At 43.7% G+C, this 16,647-nt stretch carries 13 protein-coding genes and 1 riboswitch; of the genes, 4 read left to right on the top strand and 9 right to left on the bottom strand.

Features of this window, described 5'->3' with window-relative positions; all coding sequences use genetic code 11:
* The first annotated feature begins 175 nt into the window (after positions 1 to 175).
* Positions 176 to 721: a hypothetical protein gene (locus tag GZK95_RS06385; RefSeq protein ID WP_075709415.1), complete on the top strand. Its 546-nt coding sequence runs from the start codon at positions 176 to 178 to the stop codon at positions 719 to 721.
* 61 nt (positions 722 to 782) lie between these two features.
* Here GZK95_RS06385 and GZK95_RS06380 read toward each other — a convergent pair whose 3' ends face one another.
* Both GZK95_RS06380 and GZK95_RS22080 read right to left on the bottom strand, forming a co-directional pair.
* A complete protein-coding gene (locus tag GZK95_RS06380; RefSeq protein WP_075709414.1) occupies positions 783 to 1,523 on the bottom strand; it encodes a chromosome partitioning protein ParA in 741 nt (246 codons plus the stop codon).
* Between the two features lie 17 nt (positions 1,524 to 1,540).
* Positions 1,541 to 1,699, bottom strand: a complete 159-nt coding sequence (locus tag GZK95_RS22080) for a hypothetical protein (RefSeq protein WP_167369927.1) — start codon at positions 1,697 to 1,699, stop codon at positions 1,541 to 1,543.
* Between the two features lie 250 nt (positions 1,700 to 1,949).
* On the opposite strand from GZK95_RS22080, the gene GZK95_RS06375 reads away from it, so the two are divergent.
* Together GZK95_RS06375 and GZK95_RS06370 are read left to right on the top strand one after the other, a co-directional pair.
* The gene (locus GZK95_RS06375) at positions 1,950 to 2,288 is read left to right on the top strand and encodes a 50S ribosome-binding protein YggL (protein WP_075716432.1); all 339 of its coding nucleotides are present in this window, start codon (positions 1,950 to 1,952) and stop codon (positions 2,286 to 2,288) included.
* 337 nt (positions 2,289 to 2,625) lie between these two features.
* Positions 2,626 to 2,723: riboswitch (glycine riboswitch) on the top strand.
* A gap of 115 nt (positions 2,724 to 2,838) precedes the next feature.
* Positions 2,839 to 4,209, top strand: a complete 1,371-nt coding sequence (locus GZK95_RS06370) for an alanine/glycine:cation symporter family protein (protein ID WP_075712833.1) — start codon at positions 2,839 to 2,841, stop codon at positions 4,207 to 4,209.
* A gap of 67 nt (positions 4,210 to 4,276) precedes the next feature.
* Here the strand turns inward: GZK95_RS06370 and GZK95_RS06365 are convergent, their stop codons facing one another.
* Positions 4,277 to 4,906, bottom strand: coding sequence for a LysE family translocator (locus GZK95_RS06365; RefSeq protein ID WP_075709412.1), 630 nt, complete (start codon positions 4,904 to 4,906; stop codon positions 4,277 to 4,279).
* Between the two features lie 123 nt (positions 4,907 to 5,029).
* On the opposite strand from GZK95_RS06365, the gene GZK95_RS06360 reads away from it, so the two are divergent.
* Entirely contained in the window at positions 5,030 to 6,514 is a 1,485-nt protein-coding gene (locus tag GZK95_RS06360) for a carboxypeptidase M32 (protein ID WP_075712831.1), read from the top strand.
* Positions 6,515 to 6,890: 376 nt separating this feature from the next.
* Here the strand turns inward: GZK95_RS06360 and GZK95_RS06355 are convergent, their stop codons facing one another.
* The 6 genes from GZK95_RS06355 to GZK95_RS06330 all read right to left on the bottom strand — a co-directional run bounded on the left by GZK95_RS06355 (position 6,891) and on the right by GZK95_RS06330 (position 16,646).
* Positions 6,891 to 7,667: a M48 family metallopeptidase gene (locus GZK95_RS06355; RefSeq protein ID WP_075712829.1), complete on the bottom strand. Its 777-nt coding sequence runs from the start codon at positions 7,665 to 7,667 to the stop codon at positions 6,891 to 6,893.
* 2 nt (positions 7,668 to 7,669) lie between these two features.
* Positions 7,670 to 10,939 carry a type I restriction endonuclease subunit R gene (locus GZK95_RS06350; protein ID WP_075712827.1) on the bottom strand — a complete coding sequence of 1,090 codons (3,270 nt, stop codon included), beginning with the start codon at positions 10,937 to 10,939 and terminating at the stop codon, positions 7,670 to 7,672.
* A 3-nt stretch (positions 10,940 to 10,942) separates the two neighbouring features.
* The gene (locus GZK95_RS06345; protein ID WP_075712825.1) at positions 10,943 to 12,787 is read right to left on the bottom strand and encodes a cold-shock protein; all 1,845 of its coding nucleotides are present in this window, start codon (positions 12,785 to 12,787) and stop codon (positions 10,943 to 10,945) included.
* A gap of 142 nt (positions 12,788 to 12,929) precedes the next feature.
* Positions 12,930 to 14,162, bottom strand: coding sequence for a restriction endonuclease subunit S (locus GZK95_RS06340; RefSeq protein ID WP_075712823.1), 1,233 nt, complete (start codon positions 14,160 to 14,162; stop codon positions 12,930 to 12,932).
* Positions 14,152 to 15,684 (bottom strand): type I restriction-modification system subunit M, encoded by a 1,533-nt coding sequence (locus tag GZK95_RS06335; protein ID WP_075712821.1) that lies wholly within the window; start codon positions 15,682 to 15,684, stop codon positions 14,152 to 14,154. The genes GZK95_RS06340 and GZK95_RS06335 overlap by 11 nt, the downstream gene beginning before the upstream one ends.
* Positions 15,685 to 15,704: 20 nt before the next feature.
* Positions 15,705 to 16,646 (bottom strand): nucleotidyl transferase AbiEii/AbiGii toxin family protein, encoded by a 942-nt coding sequence (locus GZK95_RS06330; RefSeq protein WP_075712819.1) that lies wholly within the window; start codon positions 16,644 to 16,646, stop codon positions 15,705 to 15,707.
* Between the last annotated feature and the right edge of the window lies 1 nt (position 16,647).

Here is a 16,647-nt window from a genome sequence, read left to right as displayed (position 1 = left end):
ACGCACACTTTGATGGTCGGTTAAGGCATAGTATTTGCTTAATTTAAAAATATCGACAAAACAATGACATTTTTGCCTAGTGATAGTGGGCAACTATCAGTAATATGCTCGTTGTATTTAGGGCTGTATAGTCGCCCCCAACATGGATTAATAACTATTAAAGGTTCATCTCCTTATGCGTAAAACCATCTTAGCTGCAGCGCTAGTACTTGTATCTGGCCAATCATTTGCAATGACTGATCCTAGCAGTCCTTCAGTTATGAGTAACTTTAGCTACGATTACCTTGAAGCACGTATCGGCGCTAGCCCTGGTACTTTCGGTGCAGGTATGAGCAAATCTATCCACCCTAACGCTCACGCTGTTGCTCGTATTGACTCCGAGTTTGAAGGCGACTTCGACTCAGCAATGGGTGTTGGTTTCCACGCTCCAATTAACAACTGGGCTGACCTAACTGGTGAAGTTCTATTCCGTATGGTAGATAGCAGCAACACTGGTACAGATACAGGTATGGAACTAAACCTAGGTGTTCGTCAATGGCTTGGTCCACAACTTGAAGTGGGCGGCAAAGGTGGTTACGTATCACTAGACGACAACGATGAGTGGATTGCATCTGCTTACGCGCGTTTCCACGCAACTGAACTATTCTCTCTAGGTGGCGAAGCTCGTTTCAATGAGTTCTACGGCGACCAACTGATGTTCAGTGCGCGCTTTAAGTTCTAAGAACTCAGCGTTAAAAAAAACCACTTCATATCGAAGTGGTTTTTTTATGGGTTAAGCAAAACTACTCTAGACCGAGTTGCTCTGAAATAGCCTTAATTTGTTCAAGATCCATTTCATGTACGCGAATCATTTGATTGATTTGGCTAATGCGTGAGTTGGCCTCATCTTGCTTATCACAAGAATCCGACTTCGCTTCCCAAGACGTTCCATCAAGGTAGGCATTACACTCTTTTTTCAGCGTTTCGAGCTTAGGCTCCAGTTGCGCACGCTCTTTTTTAAGATCATCCAACTCTTGCTTTACTTTCAACTCATGCTGAAACAGCTCTCGCGAACGCTCCAGTAGCGACACTTGCATATCTGCTTGCTGGTTTAACTGGGTGTTGGTTTTTTCTGCTTTAGACAACTCATTTTGCTGCGAGGCAATCTGTTTGCTCAGGGCTTGATTTTGCTCGTCCATTTGCGCGATCTGCTGCTTTAGCTCATCAATTTCCGCTTGATGGTTTTCACGCACCTGAGTCAGTTTCGCTTCGAGTTTCTTCTCAACCTCAAAGTCTACATTCGCCACACGTTCTTCCACATTGGTCACGAGCTGCTTTTTCTCAGTTTGGACTTGTTGATATTGCTCTTGCAACTCAACATAAGTGGCTTGCCATTTATTGGCAGTCATCGATGAGCCTACCAACCCACCAAGCGCAAGACCTAACACTCCAGCAATAGCGATATAGAGATAGCTGCGTTTATCACGCTCTTCAATTACAACTACATCATCTTCGCTGTTATCTAAATCGGTCGATTTATTCACTGTTGGCTCCTAGACAGCTAACGCATAAGTTCTGTGATCATGATACTGGCGGTGTAGACAAAAAAGCCAGAGATCAAAGTAATGACAACGTACTTCTGTAACTTCTCGTTGGTTCGATAACGGATCAGCACAAATGCGAGTGCAATAAGAAACACAATTGCTATCAGTCTTGTCATACCCTCTCCTTAGCTAGACGCTGCGCCAAGCACTTAATTCAGCAGGATTCTAAACATCTCTTTTATACCATTTTTTTGCTGTAAAAGGTCAGAGTGAGGTAGTTTTCTCGCTCTAAATATAGCGTATGTGCTCCACAAACGATCACAATGGTTAAGATCCACACGATCAAAGCAATTTCACAGCATTCTATTTGGGAGATGGCGATTATTACTGTATAAACGAGGGGTACAAATGATTCGAGGCAGAAACATGAAACCATTTAAACAAGAAAACAAAAAACGTCGTATCCTTAAAAAAATGTACCTAGGCGAATTCGCAATGCTAGGTTTTGACGTGAGCTGCAAAACAAACATTACTGACTTTGAGCGTTACGATGTGTTCGTTGATGAGTTTATCGACTACATCGATAGCCTAGGTTTATGCTTTGGCGGCGGCGGTCTTGAGCTTTTCGAAGGTTTCATCTGCGCAGCAAAACGCTACCAAAACGTTTCTGAAGAGCAAAAAGCGCAAGTCGTTGCATGGCTTGAAGCGCGTGAAGAAGTAAGCGCAGTAGAAGCGAGCGAGCTAGTTGACGCAAACTACTTCTAATGAATGATCGCCTTTTTGCGATGAAAACGCCTCTTTTTGAGGCGTTTTTTCTTTCCAACCGATACTTTCCTCTATTAGCCAAGCTCTTGTTCTATAAGCCACTGTTTTTACTCCAAGTTATTTTTCTTAAAATCTATTGAATAATTCAAAAAAAGTGATAGAGTTCTCATGTCATCAGCGACCAGTGCTAATGACTAACATTTACTCATCATATGAGTAATTGTTCCGATGAAGACTGCAGGAGAGTGGTTGTTAACCAAATTATAACATTTGGTTAGTATAACCTACCGAAGAAGTAAATCTTTCAGGTGCTACCTAGGTAGCGGGGACTGTAGTTGGAGGAACCTCTGGAGAGAACCGTTAAATCGGTCGCCGAAGGAGCAAGTTTTGCGCAAGCAAAGTGAAACTCTCAGGCAAAAGGACAGAGGAGTGGAAAGAAACATCCTGTCACTTAGTTTTTACTAAGTGCTCTATCTATTGATCGTCCTTTTATTAGGCCTTCATACCTTTCCCTCTTCTCCTTAAATGTTTTTTTAATTAAGGGGAAACCATGGATAACCTTCATACATTACTAAGAACTATCGACGACTTTGTTTGGGGACCACCACTGCTAATTTTGTTAGTTGGCACCGGTGTTTATTTCACTTTTCGTCTAGGTCTATTGCAATTTAAATACCTGCCTACCGCGTTTAAGATGATCTTCAACAAAGACGATTCTGATAAACAAGGTGATGTATCCAGCTTTGCGGCACTTTGTACCGCTCTATCTGCCACTATCGGTACTGGTAACATTGTTGGTGTTGCAACCGCGATTAAACTGGGTGGCCCTGGCGCACTATTTTGGATGTGGCTAGCGGCTCTATTTGGTATGGCAACAAAATACGCTGAGTGCTTGCTTGCGGTTAAATATCGCCGTGTCGATGACAAAGGCGAAATGGTCGGCGGCCCAATGTACTACCTACAATACGGTGTCGGCTCAAAAGCATTAGCAATCATGTTTGCCATTTTTGCTCTTGGCGTAGCCTGCTTTGGTATTGGTACATTCCCACAAGTTAACGCGATTCTAGATGCTTCTCAGATCTCTTTCGGTATTCCACGTGAGATTTCAGCCAGCATTCTGACACTGTTAGTCGCGTTTGTGACACTTGGTGGTATTCAATCTATCGCGAAAGTCGCTGGTAAAGTTGTTCCTACAATGGCGCTTTTCTATGTGTTGGCGTGTTTGAGCGTCATCATTATGAATGTCGATCAACTGCTGCCAGCTATCGAGCTTGTCCTTGTGTCTGCATTTAGCTCAACAGCCGCGACAGGTGGTTTCTTGGGAGCGAGCATTATGTTAGCGATCCAATCAGGTATCGCTCGTGGTGTGTTCTCAAATGAATCAGGTCTGGGTAGTGCACCAATGGCGGCGGCGGCGGCGAAAACCGATTCATGTGTTCGACAAGGCCTGATCTCGATGACAGGTACTTTTATCGATACCATCATCATCTGTACGATGACCGGTCTTGCCCTGATCCTAACTGGTGCTTGGCAAAGTGACTTCGCGGGTGCTGCGATGACCACTCACGCTTTTGCTGTTGGTTTGAACATGGACACATTTGGCCCAATGCTGATCTCGATTGGTCTAATGTTCTTTGCATTCACCACCATTTTAGGCTGGAACTACTACGGTGAGCGTTGCATCGTATTCTTGATTGGTACTAAAGCCGTTCTACCTTACAAAATCATCTTTGTGGCATTGGTAGCATCAGGTGCTTTCCTACACCTAGATATGATTTGGATTATCGCCGATATCGTTAATGGCCTAATGGCAATTCCGAACTTAATTGGTTTGATTGCACTGCGCCAAGTGGTCATTGAAGAGACAAAACTGTTCTTCTCTAATGTAAACGACGAAGCACTTGATTCAGTAAAAGCTTAATCAACGCTTTCTACAGGTATTAAAAAACGCGGCTATTGCCGCGTTTTCTCGTTTTAGCCACTTATCATCACTGGTCATCAAGTAAAAGTTTTACACCTAACGCAACTAACACCACACCAGTGGTAGCTTCCATCCACGTCATAAAACGGCTGCTTTTTAATAACCCTTTCGCTGTATCCAATGCACCAGCTAATCCACATTGCCACACCATCGCAATCACAAAATGGATGGCTGCCATTAATAGCGACTGAGCAAAAGCAGAACCTTCCGGGTTGATAAACTGAGGTAAAAACGCGAGATAGAACACAGCGGTTTTCGGATTCAACACATTAGAGAGAAAGCCTTCACGTAGCGAGCGCTTTAGATTTAGCGTTTGTTGATTCAAAGTCAGCTCAGAAGGCATCGCCTGCCCTTTCATTAGTGCGCGTAAACTCGATAGACCTAGCCAGATCAAATAAGCCGCACCAACCATTTTTACCGCTGCAAAAAGTTGCGCTGATTGCGCCAACAATGCCGAAATACCGACTGCAGAAAACGTGGCGTGAACAAACAAACCAAAACAGATACCTAGGCTAGTCGTTGCCCCGTCCACCACTCCGCCGCGTGATGAATTGCGGATCACCAAGGCGGTATCCACCCCTGGTGTTAATGTTAATATGGTGATAGCGACTAAAAATGCTTCAAAATTGACAATCATATTACTGCGTCCTTGTAGTGATATTTTCTTTATACCGCTAACTGATTAACACAACAAATAATTTATCTTCTCCATCACGGTTGCTAGACTGAGATAAATTTGATTTCACAAAGGCAGATCTTAATGAGCGCATTCGAAAAACTGGTTTCACACTCTAAAAAAATCGCCCACTTCAACCACCTTGCCGCAATTTGTGGCTGGGACCAAGCATCCATGATGCCTAGCGGCGGTAACCAAGCACGTTCCGAAGCTATGGCTGAACTTTCGGTACATATTCACTCGCTGCATACCCAACCTCAACTTGCCGACTGGTTTGCACAAGCAGAGCAAGAAACATTAACGAATGAGCAATCTGCCAGCTTGCGCGAACTCAAAAGAAACTGGCAGCAAGCGAACTTATTACCTGAAGCACTCGTGCAAGCCAAATCACTCGCTGGCTCAAAATGCGAGCATGCATGGCGTAGCCAACGTAAAGATAATGATTGGCAAGGCTTTGAGAAAAACTGGGCTGAAGTAGTAAAACTTTCCCAAGAAGAAGCGCAATTGCGTGCCGAGGCGAACAACCTATCACCTTATGATGCGATGCTTGATATCTACGAACCGGGCACTTCATCAGCATCACTCGATCTATTGTTTGCGGATGTAAAAACATGGTTGCCAGAGATGATCGACCAAGTCATCGACAAGCAAGCTTCAGAAACCTTTGTTGCGCCAACGGGTCAGTTTGCAGCAGACAAGCAAAAAGCGCTGGGGCTTGAAGTGATGAAACTGCTTCAGTTCAACTTTGACCACGGCCGATTAGATGAGAGTGTTCACCCATTTTGTGGTGGCGTTCCAAGTGACGTGCGTATTACCACGCGCTACGATGAGCAAGAGTTCGTTCAATCTCTAATGGGCATCGTGCATGAAACAGGTCACGCCCGTTATGAGCAAGGTTTACCTAAGTCACTCGCTGGCACGCCAGCAGGTGAAGCGCGCTCAATGGGTATTCATGAATCTCAATCGCTATTTTTTGAAATGCAGGTTGGTCGCAGCGATGCCTTTATCGCCCATTTAGCTAACCTTGCAGGCAAACATTTTAGCGCAGCGAATCCTGAGTTATTTTCTCAGCAAAACTTCCAAAAGCTATACACTCGCGTGAAGAAAGATTTTATCCGCGTTGATGCCGATGAGCTTACCTACCCTGCGCACGTTATTCTGCGTTATGAAATTGAACGCGATCTAATTAATGGCAAGATCAAACACACCGATGTACCCGAGCTTTGGAACTCGAAGATGCAGCAATACTTAGGGCTTTCCACCGAAGGCAACTATAAAAACGGTTGTATGCAAGATATCCACTGGACCGACGGGGCATTTGGTTACTTCCCTAGCTACACGCTTGGCGCAATGTACGCCGCTCAGTTTATGGCAGCAATGAAGAAAACGGTAGATGTCGATGCCGCCATTCGCAGTGGCGACCTAACGCCTATCTTCGCTTGGTTAGGTGACAATATTTGGAGTAAAGGTAGCCTGCTAACAACCGATGAACTTGTGAAAGGCGCAGCAGGTGACACTCTTAATGCCACATACTTTAAAGAGCACTTAAGAAGCCGTTATTTAGGCTAGGTATTGCAAAACCCAAAGAGTCAGCGCACTCGCGCTGACTTTAAAGTGGGCAATTATTGGTTAGAGTAAAATACTTACCTAGAAATTGTTGCTCAAATTAGAGCAAAAGCCAATCGGTAAATTGAATGATTACTCATTATATCTGAATGGCAGCCCTTTAAATACCCACAACTTCAATCGTTACATGCTACGCACTAAGGGGACGTGCCTTCATCAACCTCGTAATGCAGAGTTTCATTACTGAGAGGACACTCAAATTCTTCATTGGGGTCTATACATTCGTCTTCGAGTCATTCCCAGCCAATATGTTTTTCACAAGTAGGACAACGCATAATCAAACTCCTTTGTTATATCAATTAGCTCGTTGGTTATGCTTTCACTCATTCAAATACAACTCCGCCATACCATCTAGCTTACTTTTCACTTCTTTCCAGTTCGGCATCACACTGGTTAATAAGCGCCAAAAACGCTCGCTATGGTTGTATTCCGCGATGTGGCAAAGCTCATGTAAGATCACGTAATCAATGCACTCTTTAGGCGCTTTGATTAGATGAGGGTTGAGCATCAACGTGCCTTTGGCAGAGCAGCTTCCCCACTGTTTTTGCATCGGCATAATGCGGAATGAAGGGATGCCCTCTACCCACGTTGCCTGCGGTAAAAGCTCTGCTAAGCGTTCATGGAATATGCGCTCTGCACGAACTCCATACCAACCGGATACTAGTGCTTTGACGAGCTTTGGCTTATCTTCATTAAATCGGTTAAGCGTAACTAAAAGCTTGCCTCGTTCCATTTTGACATTGGAAATTACTTCTTGGTCTTCTACTACCTTCAACACATAGCGTCTGCCTAGATAAAATTGCATCTCACCGCTCACGTAGTGCTTAGTTTGAACGTAGTCTAAATGAGTTCGGAACTCGACCAGTGCATTCCAAATCCATTGAGCACGTTGCATGACTGCTTCATGGATTGCTGATTTCTCCGCATCATCAGGCGCAGTTACCGCCACTCGGCAATCTGGATGTACTCGGATGGTAATTTTCTTTTTCTTACCGTCAGCAAAAGCCTTACGGATCACCTCGTAGGTAACAGCTTCATTACCATATATGAAGCTGTATTCCTCTGTATTGCCTTCTTTATGGTTAACAGAAGTCATACTTAGTGACCTGACAAGCCAAGGCGAGTGATTTGAATGACGTCCGTAATAATGGCTTGCGCTTTATCGATACCAACATCATTGAACAGAAGTGGCAGTAGCCCTAAACGGATCTGGTTTTCAATCTCTGATGGGTTAATTGAAAACTCGGCAACTGCTTTACGCACAATGCCATCAATGTCTAACGCATACTGAAAGCATTGCTCTTCACTCAGAGGCAACGTCTCTCCCAACACTTTTAAGAACAGCCCATAGTAGGCTTGAACATGGCGTTTGATTTTAGGATCGAGTTCTGCAAAACGGTCAGTTGGTAAACCTGCCACATCGCGGTCTTTGACCTGCTGTTCAAAATCCGCAAATAGAAGATACTGTTTAACAGGGCTATCAAACATCTCCTTAGTTTTCTCGATGGCTTGCTTTAACAGGTTCGAGAAATACTCCTGAGCATACGGGTCATCTGCCAGATCTTGCTCAATCATCTTGGTTACACGACCTGTGATGACATCCTTTTTATTTTTGGCTTCATCATCGGTCATCTGCTCTGGTTTGGCATCTTTACCCATGTTGCCAACCAGATAAGCTCCCTCTGGTTCTTCAATAGAAACGCCCGCTATGTGCTTGTCTAACATGGCGCGAATATTTTCCGAATACTCGTCATAGTCCACTGTTTCTTCTGCATCTGCACGTACTTGTTGGCGCAGTTGGCTCATGGATTTCAACGTGCTCTTGTATAGTTCACGCTGATTGTCGAAGCTCTTATCATCAAAGTACGTCGCTGATTGCAATGCGACTTTTAGGCAATTAGCAAACGCGGTCAGCGCATCATAAAAATCATTACGCAGCTTTAAATTGGTATCTGTCAGTTGACCATCAATGGTGTCAATTTTAGGTGCCAAAGCCTGACGAAGTGCTTGTCCATCCTGCTTGTTCTTCACACCAGCAAAAATTGCCCAAAGGTCATCATACAAACCCGGTAACTTCTTGTACTCGGTATCCATGCGGTTATACAAGCCTTTGAGATCATCGATATCAAACCCGCCTTGGGTACGTTCAGCTAAGTCTTGGTACTTCTCAATGGTGATATCCAGCTCTTTGAGGATGCCACGGTAATCAATCAAATAACCGAACTGCTTTTTGCTGTGCAGTCGGTTAACACGCGCAATGGCTTGAATAAGGTTGTGCTGCTTTAACGGCTTGTCGATATACAATACCGTGTTTTTAGGCTCATCAAAGCCCGTTAGCAGTTTATCGACCACGATCATAATGTCGGGGCCTTCATCCTTTTCAAATTCTTGGATGATGTGTTTGGTGTAGGCTTTTTCATCGCTCCAACCTTTCAGTGCGACGTTCTCTTTCCACCAATTTTGCACTAAATCGGTACTTTCATTATCGATGTTATCGTGTCCCTCACGGGTATCAGGTGGTGACATCGCAACCACTGAAGTGACTTTACCGATTTGATCGAGAAGCTTCTTATAGCGGATTGCAGAGGCTTTAGAGTCGCAAGCCAGTTGACCTTTCAAACCTTGCTGCTTGAAATTCTGGAAGTGATCAGAAATATCGTGCGCAATTAACTCTAAACGCCCTTCGGTTTGGTAGATCTGACCTTTTTGAGCGAACTTGCGTTTTAAGTCAGCGCGTTGTTTTTCCGATAGGGTATCGGTAATACGGTCAAACCATGCATCAATGGCTTTGTCGTTGGTGCTCAGATCAGGCTTACGTTCTTCGTACAACAGCGGCGTAACAGTGCCATCTTCAACGGCTTGCTGCATGGTATAAGAGTGAATGATCTTACCGAACTTGTTCTCGGTTTTATCGTCTTGCAGCAGAGGTGTACCTGTGAAACCGATGTAAGCCGCTTTTGGTAAGGCTTGTTGCATTCGGATGTTGTTCTCACCGTTTTGGCTACGGTGCCCCTCATCCACTAATACGATAATGTCTGGGCTATCGTTGTAGCATTCAGGTAGATTAATCGCTGTACCAAACTTGTTGATGATCGAGAAGATGATACGCTCATTGCCTTTACCGATTTGCTCTGCAAGGCGTTTACCTGTGGTTGCCATTGCCTCTTTTTTGTCTCTATCTGACAGTGCGCCGCCAGAAGCAAAGGTGCAAGCAAGTTGGTCTTCTAAATCCACACGGTCGGTCACAACCACTACGCGGCATTTCGCTAACTCTTTTAGCCAAATCAGTGCTTTTGACAAAAACACCATAGTGAATGATTTTCCCGAACCTGTGGTATGCCAGATCACACCGCCGTTACGTGCGCCTTTGTCATCAAAAGAGGTGATGCGCTCCACTAAGGCTTTAATGCCAAAAACTTGCTGATAACGCGCCACAATCTTGCCTGCTTTTTTATCAAACAGGGTAAATAGACGGGTTAACTCTAGTAGGCGGTCATGGCGTAGCAAGGATACCAATAAGCGATCTTGGTCTGTCACCACCAAATCACCGCCAGCAATCAGTGATAGATATTCGTCTTTAATTGCTGGCGTGCGGTGGTTAAAGATCGCATTCAGTTGCGCATCATTCAGCGGCGTGTTCTTAAGGTGTTCGAAGGTGCTTTCAGTGATTTCTTCTTCTTTCCATTTCGCCCAGAACTTCTCTGGTGTGCCGCACGTACCGTATAAACCATCATGCCCATTGATGGATAACAACAGTTGGCTGTAAGCAAACAGATGAGGAATTTCATCTACTTTTTGGTTGCGAATGTTTTGCGAAATACCTTCGGTGATGGTGGGTTTGCCATTGATGCTACTATCAGGGCGTTTGGCTTCTATTACCACCCACGGCAAGCCATTAACGAAACAGATCACATCAGGAATGCGTTTACCTGTACTACGGGAGTTCTCGACTTCCATCTCTTCGGTGAAATGAAATTGGTTATTTTCAGGCGTGTCCCAATCAATGATTTGAATGGTTGGGTTGGCTTTTTTACCCTCGACAAACTCAGTCACACTAATGCCGTAAGTTAAGGCGTTATAGAGCTTTTCATTGGCGGCTTTAAGCCCTTCATTCATGGCAGGGTTGGCAAGCTCTTGTACGATTTTATCAATCGCAGCTTCTGATAAATGGCGCTCCTTACCCATGAATAGATAGGTTTTGAAGCTTAATACCTTGCGTAAGATTTGCGGCAAAATCACCATAGTTTTGTTGCCACGCATAGCCATGCATTCACTCGGCGAAATGAACTGATAACCAAGGTTAGTAAGCAAAGTTAGTGCAGGGATTTTTGAACTGAATTCTTCTTTAAAATTTGCCAACTGATTCATTTTCTATCTCTCATCCCAGTTCCGAACATTTCGTATTGAAGGCGAGTCTTTATATAACTCACGATGTCTAACAGTCGAATTTGCTAATATGCCCACGTTCTGTTCTATGTCAGCATGCTTGTTGCAACATGCACCACATGTGCATATATAATGTCCCTCACTACACTTCTCCAAAATATCTCGGCTATCAATAAGTTCATGACATTGGTAATGCAGGCAATGGTTTATATAATATTTGTGACCAAATTCACCGCATCCTTCTGTGTTACAACTAAAGACTGTTAATCGATAGGCCGCATTCACAGGAGTTATTATTAATTGTTTAGTGTTAGGGTCGATAGACTTAACTTCGACTCTCGCATACTTCATATCAGGTATCATTAAATTGCCACAACAACGGCAGTTCAATCTCGAATGTAACTCACGGATTCTGTTTACATAACCCGCAAGTTTGATTGAAAAATCACGTTTTGAAGGAGCATTCTCTACCGCATAGTTGATACCATAATGTGCTAGCCAATCAAATACCGAAAAGTCTAAATAGGGCTTTGTGAGGTCAGGCATCACTTGAGGATCATGACACTCTTTTGAGCGACACAAAAAACGCGCCGCCCCCTCTTTTGGAGTCCAGTGGAATGCCTCACAGGAAAGGTGCATATGGGGGTAACGGTATTTTAACGTATTACATTGAGGAAAAAGCTTAAACAACGCTGAGTGATCGATATCAATGTGTTTCGTTAATATAGCTTGCCAAAGTTTATGAAGAATCACTTTTTCAATATCATCATGGCCGTTGCCTGCGAAAATCAAAGGTAAACTCTCACTCAAGAACCACATTTCAGGGTCGTGCCACAACGCTTTATCATTTTGAACGTCACCGATAAAGCTCATGTCTTTAAAAAACATTTTCCGTTTAATCAAACAGGGCTTAATGATTGGCGCTATTACAGGGTGCTGGCAATAATCAGAAAATGAATCAAATCGTTCTCTGTAAATATCACGAACAAAATCATCTACCTCAACCTGATTTTCGCGACTCACAGTTCCTTCAACAAACAGGTTCAACAAAGTAGAAAAAGGTACTTGGTTACCAAATTGCCCTTTCTCTTTCTCCCAATGTTTAGGATGTGGTGCTGCACCACTAAAAATTAAGTACAACACCGCACTTAATGAAAGGGCGTTATTCAACTGTGTTAAAGCATTGATACGTTCGACTTCTGATAGCGCCAATAAATGCTCACTAAGAGTAGCAAGGTTTGACGTTATATAGTTGGGTGACAAAAGCGCGTAACCAAGAGTGGCAATGCTGTCGGAGAAACCGAGCTTGCTAAACCCTGCGATATCAAAAAGCACACTCCAATTTTTGCAATCACAGATCAATTCCGCAATCGTATGTTTATGCGAGCTTTCCAAAGAGAGAGCGCAGATAAATTTATTTCCGTACTCACTTTCACATAAGCTTGTTAAGCAATCCTTTAGCACTGAATTATTTTTAAAATTGAGCAGTGATGGCTCTTGTATCAGGTATGCCAATAGCGGGGCTATCGATCCCTCTCGGCCTTTCTTTAGCTCTTCATCAGTGATACTAAAAACAAAAATATTAAGAATATCGTCGTTAAATGGAAACAGTCTCGTTACGCTTTCTGCTTGAATTCCCTTTTTTCCAGCAACTTGGGTAAATAGAACCAAATCGCCCTCTTCTAGAGATGAGCAGTTTTCTAGTGATGATTTGTGAACAAAAGCGCTCTCTCCATTATCCATAGAAATGAAGCCAAAATCGTTTTCGCGGTCTGTTTTACTGTTATGACCACCAAACCATTTCACTTTGCCGAGGTGTAAATTTGTCAATGTTACCTAACCTAACCAGACAATGCTGGCACCAACTGAATGACAAAATGGGCCACATTAGCAGCCCAAAAGAGTGTTATTTTTATGCCGTAACCAAAGCTACGTTAATGTATTCTTAGCATTTACCGCTGGGCGACAGACACTAAGATGACAGAGATACGCGACGTTTGCCTGTTAATAGCTGCTGCATCAACGCTTTTTTCTCTTGCTTCAAGTATGTAAGTTTGGCTACTAACAACTCGATTTCTTTATCGGCGGCGGTGAGTGCCGAGGCAATTTTTCTTTGTTCGGGTACAGCAGGTAATAAAATTCCCATTGATTTGATACTGCTAATTTGGACACCTTTAACGGTGCTACCAGTTCCCATACCTTCAATAAGATCTGATTTCCACATAAACCAATAATGCAAAAAAACAGAATCCAGAACATCACTAGGAGATATAGCTTTAAGATCTTGATTTATCGCCACATTACATGTGGCTACAACTGCTTTACCAACGGCCATTCGAGTCGCAATGATTACGTGACCTTTAGGCACAATATTTGCCGAACTATTTGATAGCCCTAATTCACTAATGTGCTCTTTGGCTCCATGAATCTTAGATGAGACAAGGTCTTTAACTGTTACCCATGGTATACAACCATTCCAATAATCAGGAACACTTCTACTGGGGGTGCCTCCCCCAAATATTTTTCCTGCAGCAGTTTCTAACTTAACCTCTTCCCAATCCCCCTCAAACGCTCTACCCGTTTCAGGGTCAAGCAAACGCTTTTTACCCGTCAACAACTGCTGCATTAACGCTTTTTTCTGCTGCTTGCTGGCATCAATCAGCTTTTCAGTGGTTGCAATTGTCTTATCCCATGTTGAAAGGATTTGGGCGATTTTGCGTTGTTCGGGGAGTGGAGGAACAAGCAATGGTAGCTTTTCCAGTGTGGCTTTATTTAGTTTAAAACGTCCAGCTCCTTGCCTTGATAGAAAGTTGGTTATATTCCTATGCTTAAAGTAATTGAAGAACCACTCTGAGTCACAGATACTTGAACTTTCTAAAATATGAGCATGGTTGTTTACAGTACATTTACCAGATATAAACTGCGTTTGAGGCATTGTGGCATACTTCAAAAAATGATCGCCATCCTCTCCAATTAACGCATAAATTCCATCTTGTTCGTATTCAGAAATATAATCTTGAATTTTAGTTGGACCATAGTAAGGGTATTGCCCCTTCATAGTCTCACGAACTTCTTGGCTAATTGGTTTTCTAAAGTTATTGCGAATACGTAAAGCTTCACTTACCTTACAAAGTTGCCAACCTTCAGGAATTTCAGATATTTGAGCCTGTACTAAATCAAGCTTTGAGATTGAATTAGGCACCATAACCCAACTCCTCTAGGTAGCCCGCCATTTCTGCTTCTAGATTGGCAAGCTCGGTTTGCAGCGCCAAACGTTCACTACGCACCGCCATCAAATCGATTTCCGCTTCTTCTTCAAAGGTATCGACGTAACGAGGGATATTCAGGTTGTAGTCGTTCTCACGGATCTCATCGAGCGTTGCCACATACGCGTACTTATCCACGTTGTCGCCGCTACGGTAAGTCTTCACGATCTTGTCGATGTTCTCTTGTGTCAGTACGTTTTGGTTTTTGCCAGACTTAAACTCACGCGAAGCATCAATGAACATCACATCGTTGGTGTCTTTCTTTTTCTTAAAGATCAAGATTGCCGCTGGAATGCCCGTGCCGAAGAACAGTTTTTCAGGCAAACCGATCACTGCATCTAACAAGTTTTCTTCAATCAGTTGTTGACGGATTTTGCCCTCAGAAGATGCGCGGAACAGCACACCGTGAGGCACAACCACGCCCATACGACCGCCCTTGCTTGTTGGCGTAGCAGGTTTTAGAGTTTCAATCATGTGCGAGATAAATGCGTAATCACCTTTGGTTTTAGGTGGGACGCCACGGCGGAAACGACCAAAGTGATCGCTTTCTGCATCTTCATGACCCCATTTATCTAGCGAGAATGGCGGGTTTGCGGTTACTACGTCAAAGTGCAGTAAGCCACCATTAGCATCTTGCAGCTTAGGGTTACGAATGGTATCGCCCCATTCAATGCGGTGGTTGTCTTCGCCATGCAGGAACATGTTCATTTTCGCCAATGACCATGTTGACCCAATCGCTTCCTGACCAAACAGGGCATACTGCTTAGAGCCGCCAAAATTCTTTTGAACTTGCTTACCACACTTCATCAACAGTGAGCCTGAACCACACGCTGGGTCACAAATGCTGTCGCCTTGTTGTGGCTCTAGGATGATAGAAAGCAGATCCGATACCTCTGGTGGGGTATAGAATTCACCTGCCGATTTTCCGCTACCTGCGGCAAAGTGTTTGATCAGGTATTCATAAGCGTTACCAATCACATCCAGCGAACCAACACGGCTTGGACGTAGGTTTAGGGTTGGCTTACCAAAGTCTTCCAATAGGTGGCGTAGAATGTCGTTCTTTTGTTTCTCATCACCCAGTTTATCGGTGTTAAAGCTGATGTCTTGGAACACGCCTTTTAGCTTGGTGCCGTTGGCTTCTTCAATTGCGTGCAGCGCTTGGTCAATGCGAGTACCGTTACCTGCGGTATTACGTACATCATACAAATCCCAGAAGGTTGAACCTGATGGAATTTTGAATGATTGGCTAGCAAGCATGGCTTCAACCATCTCTTTGTTGTCACCGAACTGTTTAGTCAGTTCTTCCACTTTGTCTTGACGTACATCTGAGATGTATTTTAAGAACAGCATGGTCAAGATGAAGTCTTTGTAGATGGATGGATCTACGGTGCCACGGAACGTATCGCACGCCGACCAGACGGCTTTGTTAATTTCATCTTGGTTGATTGGAGAATTTGGCATTTATTACTTCTCAAATAGTGTTAAATGGTTTCAATTAGCGATGCTGCAATGCGTTTAAATGAGGCAAAGCAGGTATCAAAATCATGGGGTTCGGTGTTAAACACCATTGGCGTGACAAATTCTTGAAAACGTTGGCGGAATATTGCATTTTCCTCAAGCTCTTTGAGGCCAAGTTGTAGCTCTTGTTTGGGGTTGGCAACAAACTCCGCATGCTGATTGCCAAAGCGGGCAATATCTTCTGCCAATACTGCTTTGAATAGACCGACAATCGAGTTGAGTTCAGGCATTGAGAGCTTTGTTATACAGTGCACATCGTAGATGTGGCGAACTAAAGCAACATCATCGCTTCGCTCCGTATTGCGTTTTACCGACATGGTACGACGCAGCATCGAAATGATTTTTTCAACCAATGTGGCATGGATAGAGACGCAATCAAACGCACTTATTTCTTGTGGTTTTTGGTACAACTCTGCTACCAGTGATTGAATGCTGCGCGACTCCACATCCAATAATGGAATGGTTTCGATTAACTCTAACTTGATAATGGGGCGAAGGCAGGGTGCTTGGCTAAACTGCTGCGTGTATTTAAGTTCAAACTCGACGTAGCGGTACTCATCTCGCACAGAACGCTCTTCAACGGTAAATAGCTCTGACTGAGTGATCGCCTGTTCAATCTCGTTAACACATGCCTTTCTCGCGGCTTTCTTTTTCGCACGGCTCAGTTCATCAAATGCTTGGTTGGGGATGAGTTTTATATCCACATCTTCCGACATTCTTAAAATTTTAACGTTTGATTTCGCCAACGCCGTGCCGCCAGAAAACACCATTTGATGATGCTCAGGAGAAACTTTCGCTAGTTCGGCTAGTAAGGCAACGACCCAGTAATCTTTTTCAATAATGGCTGGGTTTCCAAGCTCAAGCGCATCGGAAACCTCAAGGAATTGTTGTTTTAGTGTGTTCATA

Origin of the sequence: Vibrio panuliri (assembly GCF_009938205.1) — a bacterium.
GTDB classification, from domain to species: Bacteria; Pseudomonadota; Gammaproteobacteria; order Enterobacterales; family Vibrionaceae; genus Vibrio; species Vibrio panuliri.
Note: the sequence above shows the minus strand (reverse complement) of the source record. Positions and strands in the feature narration are given on the sequence as shown.